Genomic DNA, 21,925 nt, shown 5'->3' on the forward strand with positions numbered 1-21,925 from the left:
GTTTTTTTGTGTATTATTCTGATTGCTTTTCTTTCGCACTTTTAATATTTTCAACTTTTTTTGTTGAACTTGATTTATTGAGTCCTTTTTTATCTCGCTCTTTTTTCAAATCAAAATACGCTTGGAACACTCTTTTCGCAATTTTTAAGTTGGTGTGCGGATCTCGATTATTTCCGATATATGACCACGGCAATACAACCGAAATTGCAATTTCTGGATTATCGTATGGCGCATACCCGACAAATGTTGAGTTCCATGTAGTCGGTAAGTTCTCAAAGCTATAATTTTTTCGTTTTGGACCATCATAAAGCCCTTCGGCAGTACCTGTTTTTCCTGCAACCTTTAAATCCTTAAAATATCCATAACCCGTTCCCTGTGTCTCATTCACCACTTTCCAAAATCCTTCTTTAACACGATTAATCCACTCTGTTTTCATATCAACTTTATTCAAGATTTTCGGTTCAATCTCTTGAATAACTGGACCTAGTTCATCCGATTGATCATTTGGTTCACGAATTTCCTTCGCAATATGCGGCTGAATCCGATATCCACCATTGGCAATTGTTGAAACATATTGTGCCAATTGTAATGGTGTATACGTATCAAATTGTCCGATTGCAAAATGAAGAACGTTACCGTTTTCTGGTGGTATCGCTTGACTAAATCCTACCTGTTCACCTGGTAGGTCAACACCTGTCTTTACACCTAATCCAAATTGTGCAAAGTTCTTTCTAAACGCATTAATTGCACTTATTTTATCAATACGTAAAGGACCTTTTGGAACATATTGCTGCTGGCCTCCTAGCCTCATGGCCAATAGGAACATATAGACGTTTGAAGATCTTTTTAATGCAGTTAAATCATTAATACTTCCCATTGGATAAGGTGTCCATGATTTCATTGGCTTAGTACTGGCAAAATTTAATGGCTGATCATGTAAATATTGACCTGGTTGAATCGCACCTGTTTGATAACCGGTTAATATCGTTGCTCCTTTTACAACAGATCCGGGAGCATAGGAGGTAATCAGATTTCCTAAAGCGAAATCATTTAGTTCCGTTTTACCCGTTTTTGGATCAGTCACATATTGTTTTCCACCCAGGGCCAATATTTCACCTGTTCTTGGGTTCATGGCCGTAACAAAAGCACGGTCAAGTAGGTAGCTATCTCCTCGTTGTTTTGCGATTCCTAATTCTTCTTTAATGATTTTTTCTACCTTTTTTTGAAAATCAATATCTACAGAAAGAACTAAGTCATCCCCTCTTTTACCTTTTCTAACAACTTCAGAGCCTAACACTTTCCCCGTTTTATCGGTTACATTTTTCACCTTTTCCTTTTGACCCTGCAGTACATTTTCATATTGATACTCGATGTAACTTTTACCTACTCGGTCATTTCGGCTGTAATCCCTTGCTAAATAATAATCAACTAACTCTTTTGGTAACCCTTCTTTTGAAGAAGATATTTTACCAATAACTGAACCTAATGTTTCATTGCCTTCTTTATCCTTGTAAACATTATAACGATCCCAGTCAGTAGTTGTATCTACACCGGGTAATTTATCAAGATTTTCACTTACAACAGCAAATTCCTTTGGCGTAACATTTTTATTTTTGATTACCTGAGGCGATAATGGATAACCTCCAATCATTTCTCGATAAATCGCTAACACTTCCAATTCTTGTTTTGTAAAAGAATTGAACTCTTTTTCGGTAATTCGATCAAGTGTTAATTGATAAATTTTCGAATTATCATTTTTTAATTTTTTAATTTCTGCTTTTGAAACTTTTACCGCTGCTTCATCAGGATGTTTCAAAATCCAAAAATCTTTTTTGTCTCTTTCAGTTATCGCTTTGAAATCTGCTTTTGTGTCTTTTTTGATTAGCTTTGCTAAATCTTCTGCGACCTTTAATATATCTTCTTGTTTAATATTTTTAGGTCTCGTATAGGTTATTGCATTTAACGGTTTGTTCCCAACAACAATTTTTCCATTTCTATCTAAAATTTTTCCTCTTGGGACTGATGTATTAACCGTTACATTCTCTTTTCTATCAATTTCCCGCTTGTAATCATCGCCGTAAACAATTTGGACAATCCCAAGTCGAAGAATAAGGAGAGAGAAAAGTATAAAGACTACAAAAAATAATATATTCATTCGTAAGGAGACAAACGCTCTTTTTTTCTTTTTCGTTTTCTTCAACTGACAAAACCCTCCCACTTTTTACATCACTCTACATTTTAACGGAAATGGAAGAGAATTTCTATAAATTAAATGCAGAAATATAAGGAAAGAGCTTTATTTTATTCTTCATAATATAAATTAGAAAAAGAGCCTAGAATATCTAAGCTCTAAAAAAGTAATGATTTGTTTATTCTGAACTAGAATCATCTATTTCATTTTGTTCTTTTTCTGCCTTTTTTATATTTATTATTTTATTAGGAGAATTCATATCCTTTTTCTCACGTTTCTTTTTTAAATCAAAATATGCTTTAAACACGTCATCCGCTATATCTAAATTCGGATGCATTTTATCTGTCGTTGACCAAGGAACAACAACAGAGAGGGCGATTTCTGGATTGTCATACGGTGCATAGCCGGCAAAAGTTAAGTTCCAAAGCATCAACCCGGGACTATGTGGAACGGGACCATCATAAAGCGCTTCTGCTGTTCCTGTTTTTCCCGCGATTTTTAATTGCTTATTTTTAATTGAGCCGTATCCTGTTCCGTTCGGATCATATACAACTAATCGTAAACCTTCTTTTACACGTTTAATTTCATCTTTATTCGCCCCTATTTTATTCAATACATTCGATCCAAGCTCGTGTGCTACTGGACCAAGTTTATGAATATCATCACTTGGCTCGCGAATTTCTTTAACCAAATGGGGCCTGATCCGGCTTCCGCCATTAGCAATCGTAGAAATGTATTGAACTAATTGCAGCGGTGTATACGTATCGAATTGTCCGATTCCGAAGTCCAATACATTACCTGCGAAATCTGGAATCCTTCCGCCAAATCCGACCTGCTCGCCAGGAAGATCGATACCTGTCTTGACTCCTAATCCGAATTGCGCAAAATTATACCTTAATGTATCGATTGCTTTTACTTTATCAATACTAAGTGGTCCATTGGGAACATAATATTGTTGACCGCCAATTCTCATCGCTAATTTAAACATATAAACATTGGATGATCTTTTTAACGCATATAAGTCATTAATGTTTCCAAAGGCTGATGTGCTCCAAGAGCTTTTTGATTGTGTACCTCTAAATACTAATGGTTCATCTCTAATGATATTATTATGAATTGAAATGGCCCCGGTTTGGTAGCCTGTTAAAACCATTGCGCCTTTAACAGCTGAGCCCATCGCATAAGAGGTAATCATATTTCCTAATGCAAAATCATTATATTCTCTTACACCCGTTTTTTCATTTTTTTCTCGTAGTTTTCCTGCCATCGCTAATATTTCTCCTGTATTTGGATTCATCACTGTGACAAATGTTCGATCCAAATAAGGTTGAGATAAATGGGATAATTTATTTGTAATAATTTCTTCGACCTTTTGCTGAAATTCCATATCAACAGATAACACTAAATCATTTCCTCGTTGGCCTTTTCTGACAACAACCGAATCAATGACTTTTCCGGATTTATCCATTTTGTTTTCGATTTTTTCTTTTTTACCTCTTAGAACATCTTCATATTGATATTCTAAGTAACTTTTCCCAACACGATCATTACGGCTATACCCCAATGCTGTGTAATATTCCGCTTGTTCACTAGGTAAACCTTCTTTTGTTGTAGTGATTTTCCCTAAAATTGTTGCAAGTGGGGCAAATCCATCAATTTTATAACTATAATAGCGGTCCCAATCCGTTGTTATATCAACTCCTGGTAATGCATCCAAGTTTTCAGCAATTATCGCTATTTCTTCTTTTGTCACATTTTTATTTTTAATAATTTGTGGTGTCAGCGGATATCCGCTTAACATTTCTCGATAGATTGCCAGTACTTCAAGATCTTTCTTCGAAAAGGAATTTATCTCTTTTTCAGTAATTCTTTCTAACATGAGACGATAAATTTCTTTATCATACTCTTTTTCAGCTAATTTTTTTTGCTTTAAACTTTTTTCATCTTGTTTCGTAATTTTACTTTTTGCCTCATTTTGATGGTGTAAAATCCAAAAATCTTTACGATCTCTTTCAGTAATTGCCTTAAGGTCTTCTTTTGTATCTTTTTTAATGAATTCAGCCAATTTTTCAGCAATTTCAAGCATCTCTTCTGGTTTAATAGATGTTGGCCTTGTATATGTAATCGCCTTTAGCGGTTTATTTCCAACGATTAAATTTCCGTTTCTATCTAATATTTTTCCCCGTGGAACTGGTATTTGAATCGTCACGTCACTTGTTTTCTTTATCTCATTTTTATACTTTTCCCCGTGGACAATTTGGACAACCCCTAATCGAAAAATAAGTGACGAAAATAAAAGAAAGACAACAAAAAAGATAATATTCATTCTAACAGGAACGACTAACTTCTTTTTCTTCTTTTTCATTTATTAATCCCCTTTTCCTCTATTTACCTTTATTTCATTGTAAAGGAAAAGTCCGACTAATTGAATAAAAATTTTAAATAAATAAAAAAAGGCATGAAATATTGCCTTTTTTTACGATACAGATATTTATGTAGACACTCTTTTTAAAAGAAATGAAACACAAATATATCCAGCACCTAAAATCATGAGCAAGTAGGGAATGCTTTGTTTATCATTAAAAAAAGTAATCGCTCCTATAAAGGCTAAAATTGATACAATTCTACCGGTATTTAAAAACAATTCGCGAACGACAATATATTCAATTCTAGCTTCAGCCGCCTGCCACCCTCTGCCGATTACGTCATATGTCATTGAAATATATGGCACTAGAATAATCGGATATGCGATCGCAATTACAGCTGCATATATCAATAATCTTGCGTAACTAAAGTCAAATACGATAATAAATATCCCCGCATATAAAAGGAATCCCCCTAACAGAATCGCTCTTTTTCGATATTTTCTTTTAATAAGTCGAGTAACTAAAGAATACCCTAAAAACGATATTCCTGAATTAATAAGCCCGAACGTGCCTAATGCAAATTCACTGCCTGTTGAGACAAAAACAAATACAGAAATGATAAATGCAAATATACCGTCACGTAATCCTTGAAAAAAATGTGCATTTGTTATTAATCGCCAATTTCGATTATTTTTTCTCTCACCTAATATTCGAGTAAGTAAATATCTTCCGTGAGCAGGACGCCTTTTAATAAAAAAGCTTAAAACGACAGCTAATGCGAAAAGTGTAAGTGAAAACCCAAAAACGATTGTATAGCCTATATTGGATGAAAAACGTGAAATAATAAATCCGGCTAAAATGGGACCGATCATTCCGCCGCATGAAGTAAGGCTTCCTAAAAATCCATTAAAAAAGTCTCTCGTTTCAGGTTCAGTTATTTCAAAGGTAAGCACATTAAACGCAAGCCAATAAAAACCATATCCAATCCCTAGTAGACCACCTAATACAACTAAATAGTGTGATGCATGACTACCGAAAAACAGTACAGATAAATAAAACAATGCTAAAAAAATAACACCAATTCGCAGCACAATGACCCTATCTACCTTCTTCGCCCATCTCCCAGCTAAAATGAAGGTGAGAGGCTGAAAAACAACAACTGATAGATTGTAAATGGCTAAATCAATAAACTCGCCTGATTGTTTCCATAAATAAATATTTACAAACGTATTAGATAAAGCCACACTTAATGAGTAAATTCCACCGATATAGAGTAACAAAGATAAGTCTTTTGTTAATTCTATATCACCTAACCATTTTCGAAATATCATGACAAACTCCCCTTTTTCATCCTTTATAGCTTTTGAAAAAGGAGTGACATTATACATTTTTCTATTCGTTATCTGTGCAATAAAAAAAGCACCGGAAGATTCCGATGCTTTTTTTATTTATTATTTTGCAGCAGCGTATAATTTTGCAACTTCATCCCAGTTTACTACATTCCAGAATGCTTTAATGTAGTCAGGACGGCGATTTTGATAATTTAAGTAGTATGCATGCTCCCAAACGTCTAAGCCAAGGATAGGAGTTTTTCCTTCCATTAATGGATTATCTTGGTTTGGAGTGCTAGTTACTTCTAATTCACCATTATTAACGACTAACCAAGCCCAACCTGATCCAAAGCGGCCAGCACCAGCAGCAGCAAATTCTTCTTTAAATTTATCTAGGCTGCCAAATTTTTTATTAATTGCATCTGCTAATTCACCAGTTGGCTCTCCGCCTCCGTTTGGAGAAAGAAGTTTCCAGAATAATGAGTGGTTTGCATGTCCGCCACCATTATTACGAACTGCAGTACGCTTTGCTTCAGGAACTGCATCAAGATTTGCAATTACTTCTTCTACGGATTTGCTAAGAAGTTCTTCATTTCCTTCAAGTGCTGCATTTAAGTTCGTTACATATGTGTTATGGTGTTTTGTGTGATGGATATTCATTGTTTCTTTGTCAATATGAGGCTCAAGAGCGTCATATGCATAAGGTAATTGTGGTAATTCAAATGCCATGGTAAAATTCCTCCCTATGTAAATGTTTTGAATCAAAGTGATTCATGTAATTTCAATTTAAGATTACCAAAGTTATAAGTAGCAGGCAAATAAATTGCCTAGTTTTTCTAAAAATATTTTAGCTCCTAATACTAATAAAAAAATAAATAACCATTATGACTTGTATTATCCCTTTTACGGCCACACTGCTAACGAAACCGATTAATGAGCCTAAGCCGATTTTCATTGCTTTAATAAATGATGTGCGGTTTACAATTAACTCCCCAATGACAGCACCTAAAAATGGGCCAATTAAAATTCCAATAATCGGAAAAACAAAAGGTCCGAGCAACAGCCCAATTGTACTCCCCCAAACACCGGCTTTTGACCCACCGAATTTTTTTACACCAATTAAATTTGTTAAATAATCCGCGCCAAAAAGTAAAATGACAAACAGGATTTGAATTGTCCAAAAAAGCCAATTAAATGAATGAAAGGAAAAAAATAAGCCGTATAATATAAAGGAACCAAAAAGAAAAAGAACACTAGGAATGATTGGATAAATTAAACCAATAAAGGCAACAAGCATCATTACAATTATGATCGTCCAGTATAGCCAGTCCATAACTAACACCTCTTCTTATAATATTATGCTTTTATTTCTCAATGTTTTTACGTATTTCAAATGACATTTACTAAAAAAAAACCTACAATGATAAATAGTTGTACATATTATAGGAAAATGCAAAAAGGAAGTGACGATTGTTTTGAATATTTTTCAACGTTTTGTTAAAAGTCTTTATTCCCCTAAAGATATTGCAAAATATCGCTTTTTAGGAATCGGAAAAACGATTTTGTACGTTTTTTTACTTATGTTTTTATCCACTTTACCTGGATTATATCATTTTTCAAAAATGACAATTACTGCATTAAATGAAGGTAAACAAATCTTTATGGAAGAATTGCCTCCATTTCAAATTGAAAATGGAAATCTTACATCAGATATTAAAGAACCCTTTACATTGCAAAAGTCCGATTTTCAAATCATACTCGATCCAACTGGAAAAATCTCCAGGCAAGATATTGAAAAAGAAGGAAATGTTGTCGCATTACTTAAAAACGAATTCGTTGTTGTAAACGATCGAAATGCCCAAAACTTTCCTTATTCAGCCCTTGAAGGGATGAAATTACAAAACAAAGATATTGATAAATTTTTGTCTTCTATAAACGGAGTACTTTGGATTGTATTACCCATCGTATTTATTATTATGTACTTATTTACCTCTGCTATAGGATTTATTAAAATTTCAATTTTCGCAGGCATTGGAATTTTATTTGCAAGGACATTTGACAGAAACCTCCAATATCGAAATAGCTGGAGAATTACTGCCCACTGTATTACCTTACCTACCGTATTTTTTGCATTAATGGATGCATTAAAAACAGTCGTTCCGGGTGGATTATTAATCAACTGGATTATTTGTTTAATCTTCCTTTATTTAACCGTTAGAGAGATTCCGAAACCTAAAGTTAAAGCGTAGAATTGAAAAACTGACATTCAAGTCAGTTTTTTTCCTTTTTAGTCATAAGCAGTTAAGGACAAGCATATATATGACAAAAAGGAGGCGCTAATCTTGAAAAAATTCCTAGCATTCGTCGCAGTAATTATTATTATTTATAGTGTCTATATTGATATCAATTTCGGAACCATCCCTGTTGTTTCGCAAACAACAGTAAAATCAGAAAAGAACGCAACGATAGAAAAGCCTGCTCCATATATAAATAAGAAAGTGAATCCCGGTGACACCGTTTTGTCCATCGTGGAAAAAATCAATAAATCTCCATTAACCGTTCCGATAAAACAAGTAATCATTGACTTCAAAAAATTTAATCATAATATCGCACCCGAGGAAATTCAAATTGGTCAGGTTTACAAATTTCCAATATATAAATAAAATGACGAACTTCATTTCCTTGTCAATTACCGTCAAATATTGATACAATACATTTGTTATAAATTAAAATACAAACTGATTTGTACTTAATAAAGGAGCGAATTACCCTTGGGTGAAATTATACATCGTTCAAAAACACGCCCCGTTAAGGTTGGTAATCTAACTATCGGGGGAAGCAATGAACTTTTTATTCAAAGTATGACAACAACAAAAACACATGACGTGGAAGCAACAGTTGCCCAAATTAAACGTTTGGAAGAAGCTGGTTGTCAAATTGTTCGGGTTGCATGTCCAGACGAACGTGCAGCTGAAGCAATTCCTGAAATAAAAAAGCGAATCAATATTCCATTAGTTGTTGATATTCATTTTGATTATCGTCTCGCCTTAAAAGCAATTGAAGGCGGTGCGGATAAAATACGTATTAACCCCGGAAATATTGGGAAACGCGAAAAAGTAGAAGCAGTTGTTAAGGCGGCTAAAGCAAAAGGTATACCTATACGTATAGGTGTAAATGCGGGAAGTCTTGAAAAACAATTTTTACAAAAATATGGTTATCCAACTGCAGATGGTATGGTTGAAAGTGCTTTACACCATATAAAAATTTTAGAAGATCTAGATTTCCACGATATTATTGTCTCAATGAAAGCATCCGATGTGAATCTTGCAATTGAGGCGTATGAAAAGGCTGCTCGCGCTTTTGACTATCCTTTACACTTAGGAATTACTGAATCCGGAACACTTTTCTCCGGAACTGTAAAAAGTGCTGCTGGTTTAGGAGCTATCTTAAGTAAAGGTATCGGTAATACACTACGTATTTCTTTAAGTGCCGACCCAGTCGAAGAAGTAAAAGTAGCTAGAGAATTGTTAAAAGTGTTCGGGTTATCTTCAAATGCGGCAACATTGATTTCATGCCCTACTTGTGGAAGAATCGAAATCGATTTAATTAGTATTGCCAATGAGGTTGAAGAGTATATTTCAACGATTAAAGCACCAATTAAGGTGTCAGTATTAGGCTGTGCCGTAAACGGTCCTGGTGAAGCTCGTGAAGCGGATATTGGAATCGCAGGGGCTCGTGGTGAAGGTTTGCTTTTCCGTAAAGGAAAAATCGTAAGAAAAGTCCCTGAAGAAACAATGGTAGAAGAATTGAAAAAAGAAATTGATTTAATTGCTGAAGAATATTATAAGAAACAAGAAAGTGAACAAAAAGCATAGAAAAGTGCGGAGTGGATCCGCACTTTTCTTTTTTATTACAGCTCCCACATTTATGGTAGTGATTAAGATATAAACATTAAAAAAATGGTAGTACGAATATCCCAATAATAAGAGAAACAACACCTATCCCTATACTCCATGCACCTAATGTTTTGGCGTTCCTTCTTCTTGCAACAAAACCAAGAATGATCCCTACGGCCCCTAATACTACTGGTAAGAAAAATAGGGATAGAACTGATAAAGCTAATGCAGACCAGCCAATAACTTTCCCACTTACATGAGCATGTTCATGGTCCTTATCTTCATCGCGATCACGATCACGATCGTTACTACGATCCCAAGAGACAGGTGCAGCTATTTCAGCAGCCGTTTCTTCACGATACTCATGATTATCTTTTTCATCATGATGATTTTCTTCTAGCTTGTCATAACGCGTTTCATCATTCATAATATCCCTCACTTTCGAATCGTAAGAGCAGGAGCATTATTATTGTGTACTGAATGTTATTGTTTCATCATAACAATCTTTTCCAGCAATGAATGATGTAATTTTTTTTCAGTTTCATAATAGTATGATACACTTTTTATGGTGTAAATTTTTATTGAGCTTATAAAGGAGTAGTTATTTGATGAAAATGAAATTTGGAATCGACATTGACGGAACTGTAACCCACCCAAATTCTTTACTTCCCTATATAAATGAAGCGTTTCAATTACAATTAACTTTAGATGATATTACAGAATACGAACTCACAAATGTCATTGACGTTGACCCAAAAGCTTTTTATGAATGGTTTGTTAAAACAGAACCGAGGATGTATGGTGAATCACCGCTTGCTAAAGGGGCAAAAGAAGTTTTAACAAAATGGAAAGAAAAGTTTGAGCTATATTTCATAAGTGCGAGAAGTTCGAATTTAATCGATGTTACAGAAAATTGGTTTAATACAAATGATTTATTTTACCACCACATTGAATTAATCGGATCACATAATAAAGTAGAAGTAGCAAAAAAATATCAGGTTGATCTCTTTTTTGAGGATAAACATGACAATGCAGTAATGATACATGAACAATTACAAATACCAGTTATTTTATTCGATACACCTTATAATCAAGATCCTATTCCTGAAGGAGTCGTTCGGGTAAAAAATTGGCATGAAGCTGAAATATGGGTAGAAAAATGGTTGAAGATGAAAAGTAAAGTAACAAACTAAGTATAAATAAAAAATCATAAGACAGGATCTTATGATTTTTTATTTTATGCAATCCGGACATTTTCCATAAATTTCAAATTTATGACCTGAAACATTATATCCTACTAAGTCTTCATCCAAAATATTCATCGGACACGTTTGAATTTCTTTCGTTTTTCCACATTCTAAACAAATAAAATGATGATGGTGATTATTTGTTGAACAGCTAAAACGAAAATTCTTTTCCCCCGATAATTCCGTTGCTTCAAGAATCCCTAATTCAACAAATAAAGATAAATTTCTATATATAGTATCGAAGCTCAATCCTGGATAATCATCTTTCATATATTCCAGAACATCCCGTGCTGTTAAATACTTGTTATTAGCAGCAAATAATTCTAGCATTTGTTCCCGTTTTCCGGTATGCTTAAACCCTTTGTCTTTCAATGTTTGAATCGCACTAGTAACATGCATTTTATATAACACCTACTTTAATGAATGCTATTAAGAATGATTACGATTTATTCCATAAAAAAATTATACATGAGATTTTCCTTAATGTAAACTTACTCACTCTAGTTGCTTTTACTTAAGGCTTTGTTAAAAGTACGATATTTAAAATTGACACTATGTTGATTGGAGCGGAAGGTACGAGACTCCTGCGGGATCAGCGGGACAGGTGAGACCCCGCAGACGCGAAGCGTTGAGGAGGCTCACCGCCCGCCCCGCGGAAAGCGAGTACCTGCAGCGGAAATCAACATCCTAGTTTCACAGAGACTTCCTAAAAAACAAAATGAATTGGAACATTTCGTTTGTCCTATTCATATGTATCAAAAGAGGAGTGATGTGCAGATGAAATTACTACAAAATGTGATTAATTACAAAATTAACATAATCACAGGAGAAGAATTATTAAAATATGCAAAACAATTTAATGTTCGGCTATCTAAAAGTGACGCAAATAAGATTGCTGCATATTTACGAGGAAAATCTTATAACATATTTGACGATAAACAACGAACCAAACTGATAAAAGAAGTGGCGAAAATTACCGGGCCAGAAACAGCAAAAGAAATCAACCGAATATTTGTTCAATTTACGAAGTAATAAAGCATTGAGGGGAATAATCCCTCAATGCTTTATTGTGAATGCTAAATCTTATTGATTAATAATTTCTTCAATCATCTTCTCATTAAACTGCTTATTTTTTAACATTGCTATTTCATACTTATATGGGGCTTTTTTATTTGCCTTATCTTCTCCAACAAAAGGAGTTTCTAATATCTTTGGCACATCTGTTAGTTGTGGATGATGAACAATATCATTTAAAGCTTTGAATCCAATATGGCCAAATCCAATATTTTCATGTCTATCTTTCCTTGCCCCTGTCACATTTTTACTGTCATTTATGTGTAATACTTTAATTCGATCAATCCCAATTAAACGATCAAACTCTTCAAGAACACCATCAAAATTATTTACAATATCATAACCAGCATCATGTGTGTGACATGTGTCAAAACAAATAGATAACTTATCATTTAAATGAACACCATCAATAATTTTTGCCAGTTCCTCAAAAGATCTACCACATTCCGAACCTTTACCAGCCATTGTTTCAAGTGCGATTTGAACATTTTGGTCTGCAGTAAGAACTTCATTTAAGCCTTTAATTATTTGTTCAATCCCCTTATCTGCTCCTTCACCGACATGTGCCCCAGGGTGAAGCACAATTTGCCTAGCTCCAATCGCTTCTGTTCTTTCGATTTCAGAACGTAAGAAATTTACTCCTAGTTCATAAGTAGAAGGATTTACTGTATTTCCAATATTAATGATGTATGGTGCATGTACGATAATTTCATCAATACCGTTTTCTTTCATATGGGAAATACCCGCTTCAATATTAAGATCTTCTATCTTTTTACGTCGCGTATTTTGTGGAGCTCCCGTATATATCATAAACGTATTTGCACCATAAGAAACAGCCTCTTCACTTGCTCCAAGCAACATTTTCTTACCACTCATTGATACATGTGATCCAAGTTTTAACATTCTCCACACTCCCTAAAAATAATCTATTTACGCTTTTGCAGCTTTCTTTCTCGCTTTTTAATTTGCTCGACTTGTTGATTAATTTTCTTTTTATATCCAGGTTTTACCTTCTTTGGTTTCCTTACTAAATTTCTTGCCTTATTTTCAATTTCATCGGACTGTTTTTTTCGATTCTTTCTTTTATTTCTTTCGGTAATGGCTACCCATTCACCTTTTTGTAAATCCTTATACTCAAAAATAATGCCCATTTTTTCAAGGCGATTTAATGCATCTTCATCAGATGGTGTATAAATCGTTGCTGAAATTCCTGAATGCCCCGCTCTTGCTGTTCTACCTGCACGGTGTACATAAAAATCAAGATCTTGTGGAAGCTCATAATTAATTACATGGCTTATGCCTTCGATATCGATTCCGCGTGCTGCAAGATCTGTTGCTACGATATATTGATAATCAAGGTTTCTAATTTGTTTCATCATTTTTGTCCGTTCACGCGGCGATAAATCTCCATGGATTCTACCAACTTTTAATCCCTTTTCGATCAATTTATCGGCCACCTCATCTGCCATCGATTTCGTATTCGTAAATACAATTGCCAAATATGGATTAAATGTTTTTAACATATCTGTCAATAAATCGATTTTTTCCCTGCTTCGTAAAGGGATTAAAAGATGTTTAATATTTTCGGCTGATATATGCTTCGGCTGAACATGCTCATATATTGGATTTTCCATATACTTTTTAAGGAATGGTTTTAATTTTTCCGGAATTGTTGCTGAAAAAACAAGGATTTGCAATTCTTTAGGCATACGGCCCGCAATTTGATCGACATCATAAAGGAAGCCCATATCTAACATTAAATCTGCTTCATCTACGACTAATGTTTTTGCCGTATGGACAAATAATGCCTGCTCTCGAATTAAGTCATTAATTCTCCCCGGAGTACCTACAACAATTTGTGGCTGGTTTTTCAACTTTTCAATCGTACGCTGTTTATCCGTCCCACCTATAAAACAACGGGAAATAATCGATTGATCCTCATAAAACTTCGTTATCTTTAAAATTTCATGATAGATTTGATTAGCAAGCTCCCGTGTTGGAGCTGTTATAACTGCTTGTACTTCCTGTACTTCCGGATTAATCGATTGAATGATCGGCAATAGGTATGCGTGCGTTTTCCCCGTCCCCGTTTGGGATTGTCCGATCGCACTTTCCCCTCGTAAAATAGTTGGGATCATCTTTTTTTGAATTTCTGTTGGTTCATAAAAGCCTAACTCACTTATCGCCTTATCTATATAGGAATTAAACTGAAATATTGAAAATTTATTATCGTTCATATTACACTCTCCTTATAAAGGACATTTTCCATTACCGAAGTCCATTTTGTTATTATAATCGACAATAACTAAAACTTCCACTCATACAAAAGTAAAAGACGTTTTATAAAAACGTGCATATTGTAATATAGAAGTAAATTTAATAAGAAAGGAGGAAAACTTTTGCCGCCGCCAAATATATTTCCTCAGATGAATAATGCTCCGATGCCAAGATTTTTTGGAGGCAATATGCCGCGGCCACCGATGAATTCGGGCGGTATGTTTCAAGGACCCATGCAGGCAATAGGTCGTTCATCTCCATTTGGTATGAGAGGATTTCCCGGTGGTAGTCCCAATCCTGCAAGTGGTGGTGGGTTACTTTCGCGCTTGTTTCAACGCGGAGCAACATCCCAAGCAGGCAATATAGCCAATGCAGCCGCGGGTTTTCAGCGCGCTGGCAGTGGAGGAGGTCTTCTTAGTAATATAGGGAATATTGCTAATCCGGGTAAAATCGGTACATTTTTAAATAATACCCAAAATGTGCTCAGAACGGCTCAGCAAATCGGTCCTATGGTTCAACAATACGGACCACTAGTTAAAAATTTACCTGCCATGTGGAAAATGTACAAAGGTCTAAAAAGTACAGATACAGAAGATGATAATGATGACGTTGAAGATGAAACAAATGAAAGTACAATTGGAAATGAATCGAATGAAGAATCTAGTACCCACGTAGTAAATGATACAAAATCAAAATCAAGTAAAACAGGAAAGAAGAGAAAAACTAGTTCACAAACAGTTAAAATTAAATCGAAGACTACTTCAACACCAAAAAAAAATGTAACAGGTGAATCTGTACCTAAATTATATATATAATTTATTATACAGCCGTTATGAAGTTTTTTCATAGCGGTTTTTTCTATTTCCAGCTCATTTCTAATCTTTCTTTTGTATTATCATTGGAATTTTAATATAATGTAAAGGATGTACTAGATAAATAGTATTCGCAACAATGACATACCTTTAGTCAGGAGGATGAAACATGGAGGTAATGAAAATTTCCCCCCGTGGATATTGCTATGGTGTTGTCGATGCAATGGTTATTGCACGAAACGCTGCTTTAGATAAGACTTTACCACGCCCAATCTATATATTGGGTATGATTGTTCATAATAAACATGTAACAGATGCTTTCGCTGAAGAAGGAATTATTACTCTAGACGGAAAGAATCGTAAAGAAATTCTCGAAAAAGTAGAAAAAGGCACAGTTATATTTACTGCGCACGGTGTTTCACCAGAAGTAAGAGAAATAGCCAAGAAAAAAGGACTCGTTACGATTGATGCAACTTGTCCCGATGTAACGAAAACACATGACCTCATTCGTCAAAAAAAGGCTGAAGGCTATGATGTAATCTATATTGGCAAAAAAGGACACCCAGAACCAGAAGGAGCTGTCGGAGTTGCGCCTGAAATTGTCCATTTAGTTGAAACTCTTGAGGATGTAGAGCAGTTAGAAGTTCAAAATAAAAAATTGATTGTTACAAACCAGACAACAATGAGCCAATGGGATGTTCTCGACATCATGGAGAAAGTCAAAGAGAAATACCCTTATGTTGAGCAGCATAAAGAGATCTGTTTAGCTACACAAGTAAGACAAGAAGCAGTTGCCGAACAAGCTGGGGAAGCCGATGTTCTCATTGTTGTTGGTGATCCAAAAAGCAATAATTCAAACCGTCTAGCACAAGTTTCCGAACAAATTGCCCACACGAAAGCATATCGTATTGCCGATATATCTGAAATCCAAATTGAATGGATTAAAGACGCTAAAAAAGTTGCTGTTACTGCCGGTGCATCTACGCCTACACCAATTGTCCGTGAAGTAATCGCCTTTATCGATCAATTTGATCCAGCCAATGAAGAAACTTGGCATCGTGAAAAAAAGGTTCCATTAAATAAAATACTGCCAAAGGTAAAAAAATTAACTCAAAAATAAAAATCCCATTTGGGATTTTTATTTTTTATACAAATGTAAATGGGTCTGTATGAATCGTTGAGGGGATAAATTGAACACTGTATCCTTTATCCTTACACATTTTGCTTAATCTCTCAGCAACCCCTTTTTTCATTACCTTTTCAACATTATGCCCGGGATCGATAATATTGAGTCCCATTTGCATCGCATCATGGGCATTATGATAATAAAAGTCACCCGTAACAAAGACATCCGCACCTTTAAACTTCGCCTTCGAAAAGTATTTATTGCCGTCGCCGCCTAAAACAGCTACTTTATTAATTCGAGCATGTAAATCCCCAACAACCCTTACTGTATTCACTTCTAACGTTTTCTTCACATGTTCTGCAAATTGCTCCAGCGACATTTCTTCATTTAACATACCGATTCTGCCTAAACCTAAAACTTGCCCTTTATTTTCTAGTGGGTATATATCGTATGCCACTTCTTCATATGGATGTGCTTTTATCATCGCCGTAATAACTCTTTTTTCAATCGATGCGGGAATGATCGTTTCAATTTTATTTTCCTTTACGGACTCTAACTTTCCTTTTGCCCCAATAAATGGTGAGGAATGTTCACTTGGTAAAAAACGTCCCGTCCCTTCTGAAGAAAAAGAACAATGACTATATTGTCCAATCGCACCCGCCCCTGCCTTACCGATTGCATTTCGTACCTCTTCTTCATAATCAACCGGAACATATACAACTAATTTTTTTAATTTATCTTCGTATGTAGGATCTAACACTTCTGTATTTTGCAATTGAAGGGCTTCTGCTAGTAAATCATTTACACCTCCAATCGCAACATCTAAGTTTGTATGGGCTGCATAGACGGCAATATCATGTTTAATCAATTTTTCAATTATTTTCCCTTGTGCCTGTTCTGTCAATAGGTTTTTTAAAGGACGAAAAATAAGAGGATGATGGGCGATAATTAATTGGACATTCTTTTCAATCGCTTCATCGACTACTTGATCCAAAATATCTAAGGCGATCATTACATTTTTAATCGGTTTATTCAATTTGCCAATTTGTAATCCAATTGGATCCCCTTCCATGGCATATTTTTTCGGAGAAAAGCTTTCGAACAATTGAATGATTTCATAACCATTTACTGTTTTCATTTTAATACCTCTTTCACTAGCATGATGTTTTTCTTTAACTGTTCTTTTCTTTCAGAGATTTTGTCGGGATCTTCGGCTTCGTTCATTTTTTCTAAAATATTCTTCCATTGCTTTAATTCCTCTGTCCATTTCTTTTTAAACGCCTCATTTTTTTCCTTCATAAGAAACGGTCCCAACAATAAACTTGCATCGGTTAGTTTGTATGACTCATTCGTTTGAATTTTACTAGCAACTAATATTTCATAAATTTTTTCGTCTTCTTCAATTATTTCCTCATTTATTAGCTCCCAATTATTTTGTACACACCAATTACGGATATGATGTGCACCAATATTAGGTTGTAGAATTAATCGTTGTACGCCTTCTAAACGTTCTGCCCCTTTTTCAAGAATAGAAGTAATCAGTCCACCACCCATCCCTGCAATAGTGATACAATCAACTTCATTAGCTTCGATCACTTCAAGTCCGTCACCTTTGCGTACGGAAATTTTGTTTTCAAGTTTCGCTTCTTTTACTTGTTGGAGGGCAGTTTGATAAGGTCCATCAACAATTTCACCGGCAATCGCTGCCTTGGCCAATCCTTTATTAATTGCATAACAAGGTAAATAAGCATGGTCAGATCCTATATCCGCAAAAATTGAATCCTTAATTATGTATTTGCTTACCGTCTCCAGCCTTATTGAAAGCTTGTCTATATTCATCATTTCACCACTTTAATCATTAATTTAACTGAATTACTTTATATAATATACAAAAAAAAGCTCTTTGCACAATGCAAAGAACTCTTTTTATAAACAAACTTGAACAATTGACATAATTATTTAAGCTTTACAAGCCAATCTGCCATTGCATCAATATTTTCAGGTTTAACTAGTCCACCAGGCATACCGCCGGAAGTTCCGTTTGCTAAAACATCTTTCACCTTGTCTTTACCAAGTTTCGCTCCAAGACCGTGTAAATTCGGACCTGCTCCACCTTCTAAGTTGTTACCATGGCAACCAATACATGTTTGCTTTGCAAAAGCCTCTGGTTCAAATTTTTCTGTTACCTTTTCTTTTCCCCCGTTTTCTTTTTCTTTTGCGATTTCTTTCGCATCACCTAATCCTTTAACAGATAAAAAGAAAACAAGCACAATTCCCAATACACAAATCAAAAGATAAGGTATTACTGGATTACGTTTCATGATATACCTCCTTATGTAAGAAACCTAATAAATAAATACATTATACAAACAACTTTATTTTACTCGAAAAACATTGGGAGGGAAAGCCCTAACGAGAAAGATTCCGTATTTTTTCGGAAATTAGACAAAAACTCCATCAAATTTTGATGAAGTTTTGTCTTTTTCCTTCTTTAGTATGTGCAAAAATATTATTTCCAAAGATATTTTTTCATTGAAGCCCTAAATAATTTTGTTAATAGCAGCCAACTTCACGTGAAATGACCATTCTTTGTACTTCTGATGTTCCCTCTCCAATTTCGAGAAGTTTTGCATCCCTCATAAATCGTTCTACATGATAATCTTTCATATACCCGTTGCCGCCATGTATTTGTACAGCTTGATTCGTTATTTCCATACATATTTCTGAAGCATAAAGTTTGCACATTGCTGCTTCTTTGGAGAATGGTTTGCCTTGATCTTTCAGCCAGGCAGCCTTATAAACCATATTTCTTGCAAGTTCAATTTTCATTGCCATATCGGCAATTTTAAATTGTGTTACTTGAAATTGTGATAGAGAACGACCAAATTGCTTTCTTTCTTTTGCATATTGTAATGCTTTTTCATAAGCGGCTTGTGCGATACCAACTGCCATCGCACCAATCCCTATTCTTCCACCGTCTAAAGTAGCCAAAAATTGTTTAAATCCTTGTCCTCGTTCACCTAACAGATTTTCTTTTGGCACTCTTACCTCTTCCAAAACTAATTCCGTTGTGTCTGAAGCATGAAGTCCCATTTTTTCATAATTATTTATTACTGTAAATCCTTCAGAATCAGTTGGAACAATAATTGCGCTTATTTCTTTTTTATTGTTTTCCACACCAGTAATAGCAGTTAACGCTAAGTATTTAGCATAGCTTGCATTCGTAATAAAGCACTTATTCCCATTAATTACAAAGTTATCTCCGTCCTCGACTGCTGTTGTTTGTGTTCCGCCGGCATCTGATCCAGCAGTTGGTTCAGTCAACCCAAAGGCACCGAGTGATTCGCCTGTACAGATTGGAACTAAGTATTTCTCCTTTTGAGCCTTCGTTCCAAACATATTAATGGGTGCCCCGCCTAAAGATATATGGGCAGAGTAAGTGATACCTGTTGAGCCGCAAGCTTTACTTAATTCTTCGACTACAATGGCAAAACTTATTGTATCTGCACCTGCTCCACCATATTCTTCAGGAAATGGCAGACCCATCATCCCTAAATCCGATAATTTATTAAATATTTCCTTTGGGAACTCTTTATTACTATCTCTTTCCAATGCCCCTTTTTCAACTTCTTCCGCGGCAAACTCTTTAATTGTTCGCCGGATCATTGCTTGTTCTGCTGTAAGACTAAAATCCATTGCACATATCCCCCTTTTTTCTTGAAGCCGCTTTCATTTAACATTATAATGTAAGTAGAAGAATATTCTCAACTTTTTAAAGCTTTAAAAATTATCCTGTTATATTAAGATAAATAATTAATACTAAAATACCTAATACACCAGAGATAATAAAATAAAGTAATTTCATCCGCCATCCCGTTAGTAACCAAATAAAGCAATTAAAAAAAAGCGTAATATAAAGTGCTAATGAATTATTATTAAATAACTTTTCAATAATATGGATAGATAAAAGTAAAAATAAAAATGCAGCTCCAATATAAAAAATAGAATACCAAAATTCTTTGTTAGAATAATAAAAACCTAAAATTAGTAAAAAAACGACAAAACTTGTCAAAATCATCGTTTGCAAAATAAAAGCTAATTCAGTAAAATAAATGACAAATAATGATACGCTGACAATTAAACAAAGGATGAAAAGTAAAATACCAAACTTTCCTCCATGTTTTCTTTTGTTAACGTCACTTATTTCATTATTTAGCTCACCTTCACTATACAAGGCAAGTAAATAATCGCAATAATGGTCCGGTAGCATTTTATGGTTTTTCCAATAAATGATTTCATTAATTATTACTTCTTTTCGTGAAGAATCCAATATGCAACACATCCTGTTAAAAACTTTCGACAAAAAGCGTGAAATATCCTTTTTTCTTTTCAAAAAAATAGCTTACTTCCGAAGAAGTAAACTATTTCAAATTTAGTATTATTCTAAGAAATCCTTTAATCGTTTACTTCTGCTTGGATGACGAAGTTTGCGTAGGGCTTTGGCTTCAATTTGACGTATTCTTTCTCGAGTAACACCGAATACCTTGCCTACTTCTTCAAGGGTTCTTGTACGGCCGTCATCAAGTCCAAAACGAAGTCGGAGAACATTTTCTTCACGATCAGTTAACGTGTCTAAAACATCTTCTAATTGTTCTTTTAATAATTCATATGCAGCATGTTCAGATGGTGAAGTTGCGTCTTGATCTTCGATAAAATCACCTAGATGGGAATCGTCTTCTTCACCTATTGGAGTCTCCAATGAAACTGGCTCTTGAGCAATCTTTAAGATTTCTCTTACCTTTTCCGGAGTTAAATCCATTTCTTCTGCTATTTCTTCAGGAGATGGTTCACGACCTAAGTCTTGTAATAATTGTCGTTGAACGCGAATTAATTTATTAATTGTCTCAACCATGTGAACTGGAATACGAATCGTACGGGCTTGGTCCGCAATCGCACGTGTAATCGCTTGACGTATCCACCAAGTTGCATACGTACTAAATTTAAACCCTTTATCATAATCAAATTTTTCAACTGCTTTAATTAGTCCCATATTACCTTCTTGAATTAGGTCCAAGAAAAGCATACCGCGCCCAACGTATCTTTTAGCAATACTAACTACTAAACGTAAATTTGCTTCTGCAAGTCGTCTTTTCGCTTCTTCATCGCCTTGTTCAATACGCTTAGCAAGAGAGATCTCTTCTTCAGCAGAAAGTAAGTCTACTCGGCCAATTTCCTTTAAATACATTCGGACCGGGTCATTTATTTTTACACCTGGAGGAACACTTAAATCATTTAGATCAAATTCTTCATCATCTTTCTCTAGTTCATGAATGTTTGGAGCATCCTCATCTTCATCATCATTTTCTTCTGTAATCTCAATCCCTTGGTCACCTAAATATTCATAAAATTCATCCATTTGCTCAGAATCTAATTCGAAATGACCTAATTTACTTGAGATTATTTCATATGTTAATATACCTCTTTTTTTACCACGCTCAACTAATTGCTCTTTAGCTTGATCAAGAGTTAATTCGGATTCAATTTCTTTGGAACGAGCTGATTTTTCAGCCATTTGTCCCCCTCCTTCCAAGTATTTCAACCAACT

22 protein-coding genes are annotated in these 21,925 nt (G+C 34.8%); 7 read left to right on the plus strand and 15 right to left on the minus strand.

Annotated features, from left to right (window positions below):
• Positions 1 to 13 precede the first annotated feature (13 nt).
• The 5 genes from MKY81_RS17560 to MKY81_RS17580 form a co-directional block, all read right to left on the minus strand.
• The gene (locus MKY81_RS17560; RefSeq protein WP_341118406.1) at positions 14 to 2,200 is read right to left on the minus strand and encodes a peptidoglycan D,D-transpeptidase FtsI family protein; all 2,187 of its coding nucleotides are present in this window, start codon (positions 2,198 to 2,200) and stop codon (positions 14 to 16) included.
• Positions 2,201 to 2,369: 169 nt separating this feature from the next.
• A complete protein-coding gene (locus MKY81_RS17565; RefSeq protein WP_341118407.1) occupies positions 2,370 to 4,556 on the minus strand; it encodes a peptidoglycan D,D-transpeptidase FtsI family protein in 2,187 nt (728 codons plus the stop codon).
• A gap of 126 nt (positions 4,557 to 4,682) precedes the next feature.
• Entirely contained in the window at positions 4,683 to 5,888 is a 1,206-nt protein-coding gene (locus MKY81_RS17570) for an MFS transporter (RefSeq protein WP_341118408.1), read from the minus strand.
• Positions 5,889 to 6,008: 120 nt separating this feature from the next.
• On the minus strand, positions 6,009 to 6,617 hold the full coding sequence (gene sodA, locus MKY81_RS17575; RefSeq protein WP_107920087.1) for a superoxide dismutase SodA: 609 nt from the start codon (positions 6,615 to 6,617) through the stop codon (positions 6,009 to 6,011).
• 118 nt (positions 6,618 to 6,735) lie between these two features.
• Entirely contained in the window at positions 6,736 to 7,221 is a 486-nt protein-coding gene (locus tag MKY81_RS17580) for a DUF456 domain-containing protein (protein WP_325946616.1), read from the minus strand.
• A 142-nt stretch (positions 7,222 to 7,363) separates the two neighbouring features.
• On the opposite strand from MKY81_RS17580, the gene MKY81_RS17585 reads away from it, so the two are divergent.
• The 3 genes from MKY81_RS17585 to ispG all read left to right on the plus strand — a co-directional run bounded on the left by MKY81_RS17585 (position 7,364) and on the right by ispG (position 9,763).
• A complete protein-coding gene (locus tag MKY81_RS17585) occupies positions 7,364 to 8,137 on the plus strand; it encodes a DUF1189 domain-containing protein (RefSeq protein ID WP_181294598.1) in 774 nt (257 codons plus the stop codon).
• A gap of 93 nt (positions 8,138 to 8,230) precedes the next feature.
• Positions 8,231 to 8,551, plus strand: coding sequence for a hypothetical protein (locus MKY81_RS17590; protein WP_066225908.1), 321 nt, complete (start codon positions 8,231 to 8,233; stop codon positions 8,549 to 8,551).
• A 117-nt stretch (positions 8,552 to 8,668) separates the two neighbouring features.
• Entirely contained in the window at positions 8,669 to 9,763 is a 1,095-nt protein-coding gene (gene ispG, locus MKY81_RS17595; protein ID WP_181294207.1) for a flavodoxin-dependent (E)-4-hydroxy-3-methylbut-2-enyl-diphosphate synthase, read from the plus strand.
• Positions 9,764 to 9,839: 76 nt separating this feature from the next.
• Here the strand turns inward: ispG and MKY81_RS17600 are convergent, their stop codons facing one another.
• On the minus strand, positions 9,840 to 10,211 hold the full coding sequence (locus MKY81_RS17600) for a DUF4190 domain-containing protein (protein ID WP_066225914.1): 372 nt from the start codon (positions 10,209 to 10,211) through the stop codon (positions 9,840 to 9,842).
• Positions 10,212 to 10,392: 181 nt separating this feature from the next.
• Here MKY81_RS17600 and MKY81_RS17605 point away from each other — a divergent pair, with 181 nt between their 5' ends.
• On the plus strand, positions 10,393 to 10,977 hold the full coding sequence (locus MKY81_RS17605; RefSeq protein WP_066225919.1) for a hypothetical protein: 585 nt from the start codon (positions 10,393 to 10,395) through the stop codon (positions 10,975 to 10,977).
• A gap of 39 nt (positions 10,978 to 11,016) precedes the next feature.
• Here the strand turns inward: MKY81_RS17605 and MKY81_RS17610 are convergent, their stop codons facing one another.
• A complete protein-coding gene (locus MKY81_RS17610; RefSeq protein WP_107920086.1) occupies positions 11,017 to 11,430 on the minus strand; it encodes a Fur family transcriptional regulator in 414 nt (137 codons plus the stop codon).
• A 378-nt stretch (positions 11,431 to 11,808) separates the two neighbouring features.
• Between MKY81_RS17610 and MKY81_RS17615 the strand changes: the two genes are divergently transcribed.
• On the plus strand, positions 11,809 to 12,063 hold the full coding sequence (locus MKY81_RS17615; protein WP_066225927.1) for a DUF2624 domain-containing protein: 255 nt from the start codon (positions 11,809 to 11,811) through the stop codon (positions 12,061 to 12,063).
• 51 nt (positions 12,064 to 12,114) lie between these two features.
• On the opposite strand, the gene MKY81_RS17620 is transcribed toward MKY81_RS17615, so the two are convergent.
• Together MKY81_RS17620 and MKY81_RS17625 are read right to left on the minus strand one after the other, a co-directional pair.
• Positions 12,115 to 13,008: a deoxyribonuclease IV gene (locus MKY81_RS17620; protein WP_341118409.1), complete on the minus strand. Its 894-nt coding sequence runs from the start codon at positions 13,006 to 13,008 to the stop codon at positions 12,115 to 12,117.
• Between the two features lie 23 nt (positions 13,009 to 13,031).
• Positions 13,032 to 14,342 (minus strand): DEAD/DEAH box helicase, encoded by a 1,311-nt coding sequence (locus MKY81_RS17625; RefSeq protein WP_341118410.1) that lies wholly within the window; start codon positions 14,340 to 14,342, stop codon positions 13,032 to 13,034.
• Between the two features lie 162 nt (positions 14,343 to 14,504).
• On the opposite strand from MKY81_RS17625, the gene vrrA reads away from it, so the two are divergent.
• Together vrrA and MKY81_RS17635 are read left to right on the plus strand one after the other, a co-directional pair.
• The gene (gene vrrA, locus MKY81_RS17630; RefSeq protein WP_066225934.1) at positions 14,505 to 15,197 is read left to right on the plus strand and encodes a VrrA/YqfQ family protein; all 693 of its coding nucleotides are present in this window, start codon (positions 14,505 to 14,507) and stop codon (positions 15,195 to 15,197) included.
• A gap of 166 nt (positions 15,198 to 15,363) precedes the next feature.
• Positions 15,364 to 16,314: a 4-hydroxy-3-methylbut-2-enyl diphosphate reductase gene (locus MKY81_RS17635; protein ID WP_066225936.1), complete on the plus strand. Its 951-nt coding sequence runs from the start codon at positions 15,364 to 15,366 to the stop codon at positions 16,312 to 16,314.
• Between the two features lie 25 nt (positions 16,315 to 16,339).
• Here MKY81_RS17635 and MKY81_RS17640 read toward each other — a convergent pair whose 3' ends face one another.
• The 6 genes from MKY81_RS17640 to rpoD all read right to left on the minus strand — a co-directional run bounded on the left by MKY81_RS17640 (position 16,340) and on the right by rpoD (position 21,892).
• A complete protein-coding gene (locus tag MKY81_RS17640; RefSeq protein ID WP_108070480.1) occupies positions 16,340 to 17,458 on the minus strand; it encodes a Nif3-like dinuclear metal center hexameric protein in 1,119 nt (372 codons plus the stop codon).
• Complete coding sequence (locus tag MKY81_RS17645; protein ID WP_066225941.1) at positions 17,455 to 18,159, minus strand: tRNA (adenine(22)-N(1))-methyltransferase; 705 nt, start codon at positions 18,157 to 18,159, stop codon at positions 17,455 to 17,457. Before MKY81_RS17645 ends, MKY81_RS17640 begins: the two co-directional genes overlap by 4 nt.
• A gap of 116 nt (positions 18,160 to 18,275) precedes the next feature.
• The gene (gene cccA / locus MKY81_RS17650) at positions 18,276 to 18,641 is read right to left on the minus strand and encodes a cytochrome c550 (protein WP_066225944.1); all 366 of its coding nucleotides are present in this window, start codon (positions 18,639 to 18,641) and stop codon (positions 18,276 to 18,278) included.
• Positions 18,642 to 18,873: 232 nt separating this feature from the next.
• The gene (locus MKY81_RS17655) at positions 18,874 to 20,016 is read right to left on the minus strand and encodes an acyl-CoA dehydrogenase family protein (RefSeq protein ID WP_341118411.1); all 1,143 of its coding nucleotides are present in this window, start codon (positions 20,014 to 20,016) and stop codon (positions 18,874 to 18,876) included.
• 91 nt (positions 20,017 to 20,107) lie between these two features.
• Complete coding sequence (locus MKY81_RS17660) at positions 20,108 to 20,650, minus strand: hypothetical protein (RefSeq protein ID WP_341118412.1); 543 nt, start codon at positions 20,648 to 20,650, stop codon at positions 20,108 to 20,110.
• A gap of 108 nt (positions 20,651 to 20,758) precedes the next feature.
• The gene (gene rpoD, locus MKY81_RS17665; protein ID WP_066225953.1) at positions 20,759 to 21,892 is read right to left on the minus strand and encodes an RNA polymerase sigma factor RpoD; all 1,134 of its coding nucleotides are present in this window, start codon (positions 21,890 to 21,892) and stop codon (positions 20,759 to 20,761) included.
• Between the last annotated feature and the right edge of the window lie 33 nt (positions 21,893 to 21,925).

The sequence above is a fragment of the Heyndrickxia sp. FSL W8-0423 genome, assembly GCF_038009395.1.
Lineage (GTDB): Bacteria > Bacillota > Bacilli > Bacillales > Bacillaceae_C > Heyndrickxia > Heyndrickxia sporothermodurans.

Excerpts from the sequence above, each read along its gene's own strand:
- rpoD (WP_066225953.1), bottom strand. The coding sequence starts at position 21,892 with ATGGCTGAAAAATCAGCTCGTTCCAAAGAAATTGAATCCGAATTAACT.
- sodA (WP_107920087.1), bottom strand. The coding sequence starts at position 6,617 with ATGGCATTTGAATTACCACAATTACCTTATGCATATGACGCTCTTGAG.
- MKY81_RS17620 (WP_341118409.1), bottom strand. The coding sequence starts at position 13,008 with ATGTTAAAACTTGGATCACATGTATCAATGAGTGGTAAGAAAATGTTG.
- MKY81_RS17645 (WP_066225941.1), bottom strand. The coding sequence starts at position 18,159 with ATGAATATAGACAAGCTTTCAATAAGGCTGGAGACGGTAAGCAAATAC.
- MKY81_RS17610 (WP_107920086.1), bottom strand. The coding sequence starts at position 11,430 with ATGCATGTTACTAGTGCGATTCAAACATTGAAAGACAAAGGGTTTAAG.
- MKY81_RS17640 (WP_108070480.1), bottom strand. The coding sequence starts at position 17,458 with ATGAAAACAGTAAATGGTTATGAAATCATTCAATTGTTCGAAAGCTTT.
- MKY81_RS17625 (WP_341118410.1), bottom strand. The coding sequence starts at position 14,342 with ATGAACGATAATAAATTTTCAATATTTCAGTTTAATTCCTATATAGAT.
- MKY81_RS17565 (WP_341118407.1), bottom strand. The coding sequence starts at position 4,556 with ATGAAAAAGAAGAAAAAGAAGTTAGTCGTTCCTGTTAGAATGAATATT.
- cccA (WP_066225944.1), bottom strand. The coding sequence starts at position 18,641 with ATGAAACGTAATCCAGTAATACCTTATCTTTTGATTTGTGTATTGGGA.
- MKY81_RS17615 (WP_066225927.1), top strand. The coding sequence starts at position 11,809 with ATGAAATTACTACAAAATGTGATTAATTACAAAATTAACATAATCACA.
- MKY81_RS17600 (WP_066225914.1), bottom strand. The coding sequence starts at position 10,211 with ATGAATGATGAAACGCGTTATGACAAGCTAGAAGAAAATCATCATGAT.
- MKY81_RS17655 (WP_341118411.1), bottom strand. The coding sequence starts at position 20,016 with ATGGATTTTAGTCTTACAGCAGAACAAGCAATGATCCGGCGAACAATT.
- MKY81_RS17570 (WP_341118408.1), bottom strand. The coding sequence starts at position 5,888 with ATGATATTTCGAAAATGGTTAGGTGATATAGAATTAACAAAAGACTTA.
- MKY81_RS17580 (WP_325946616.1), bottom strand. The coding sequence starts at position 7,221 with ATGGACTGGCTATACTGGACGATCATAATTGTAATGATGCTTGTTGCC.
- MKY81_RS17635 (WP_066225936.1), top strand. The coding sequence starts at position 15,364 with ATGGAGGTAATGAAAATTTCCCCCCGTGGATATTGCTATGGTGTTGTC.
- MKY81_RS17605 (WP_066225919.1), top strand. The coding sequence starts at position 10,393 with ATGAAAATGAAATTTGGAATCGACATTGACGGAACTGTAACCCACCCA.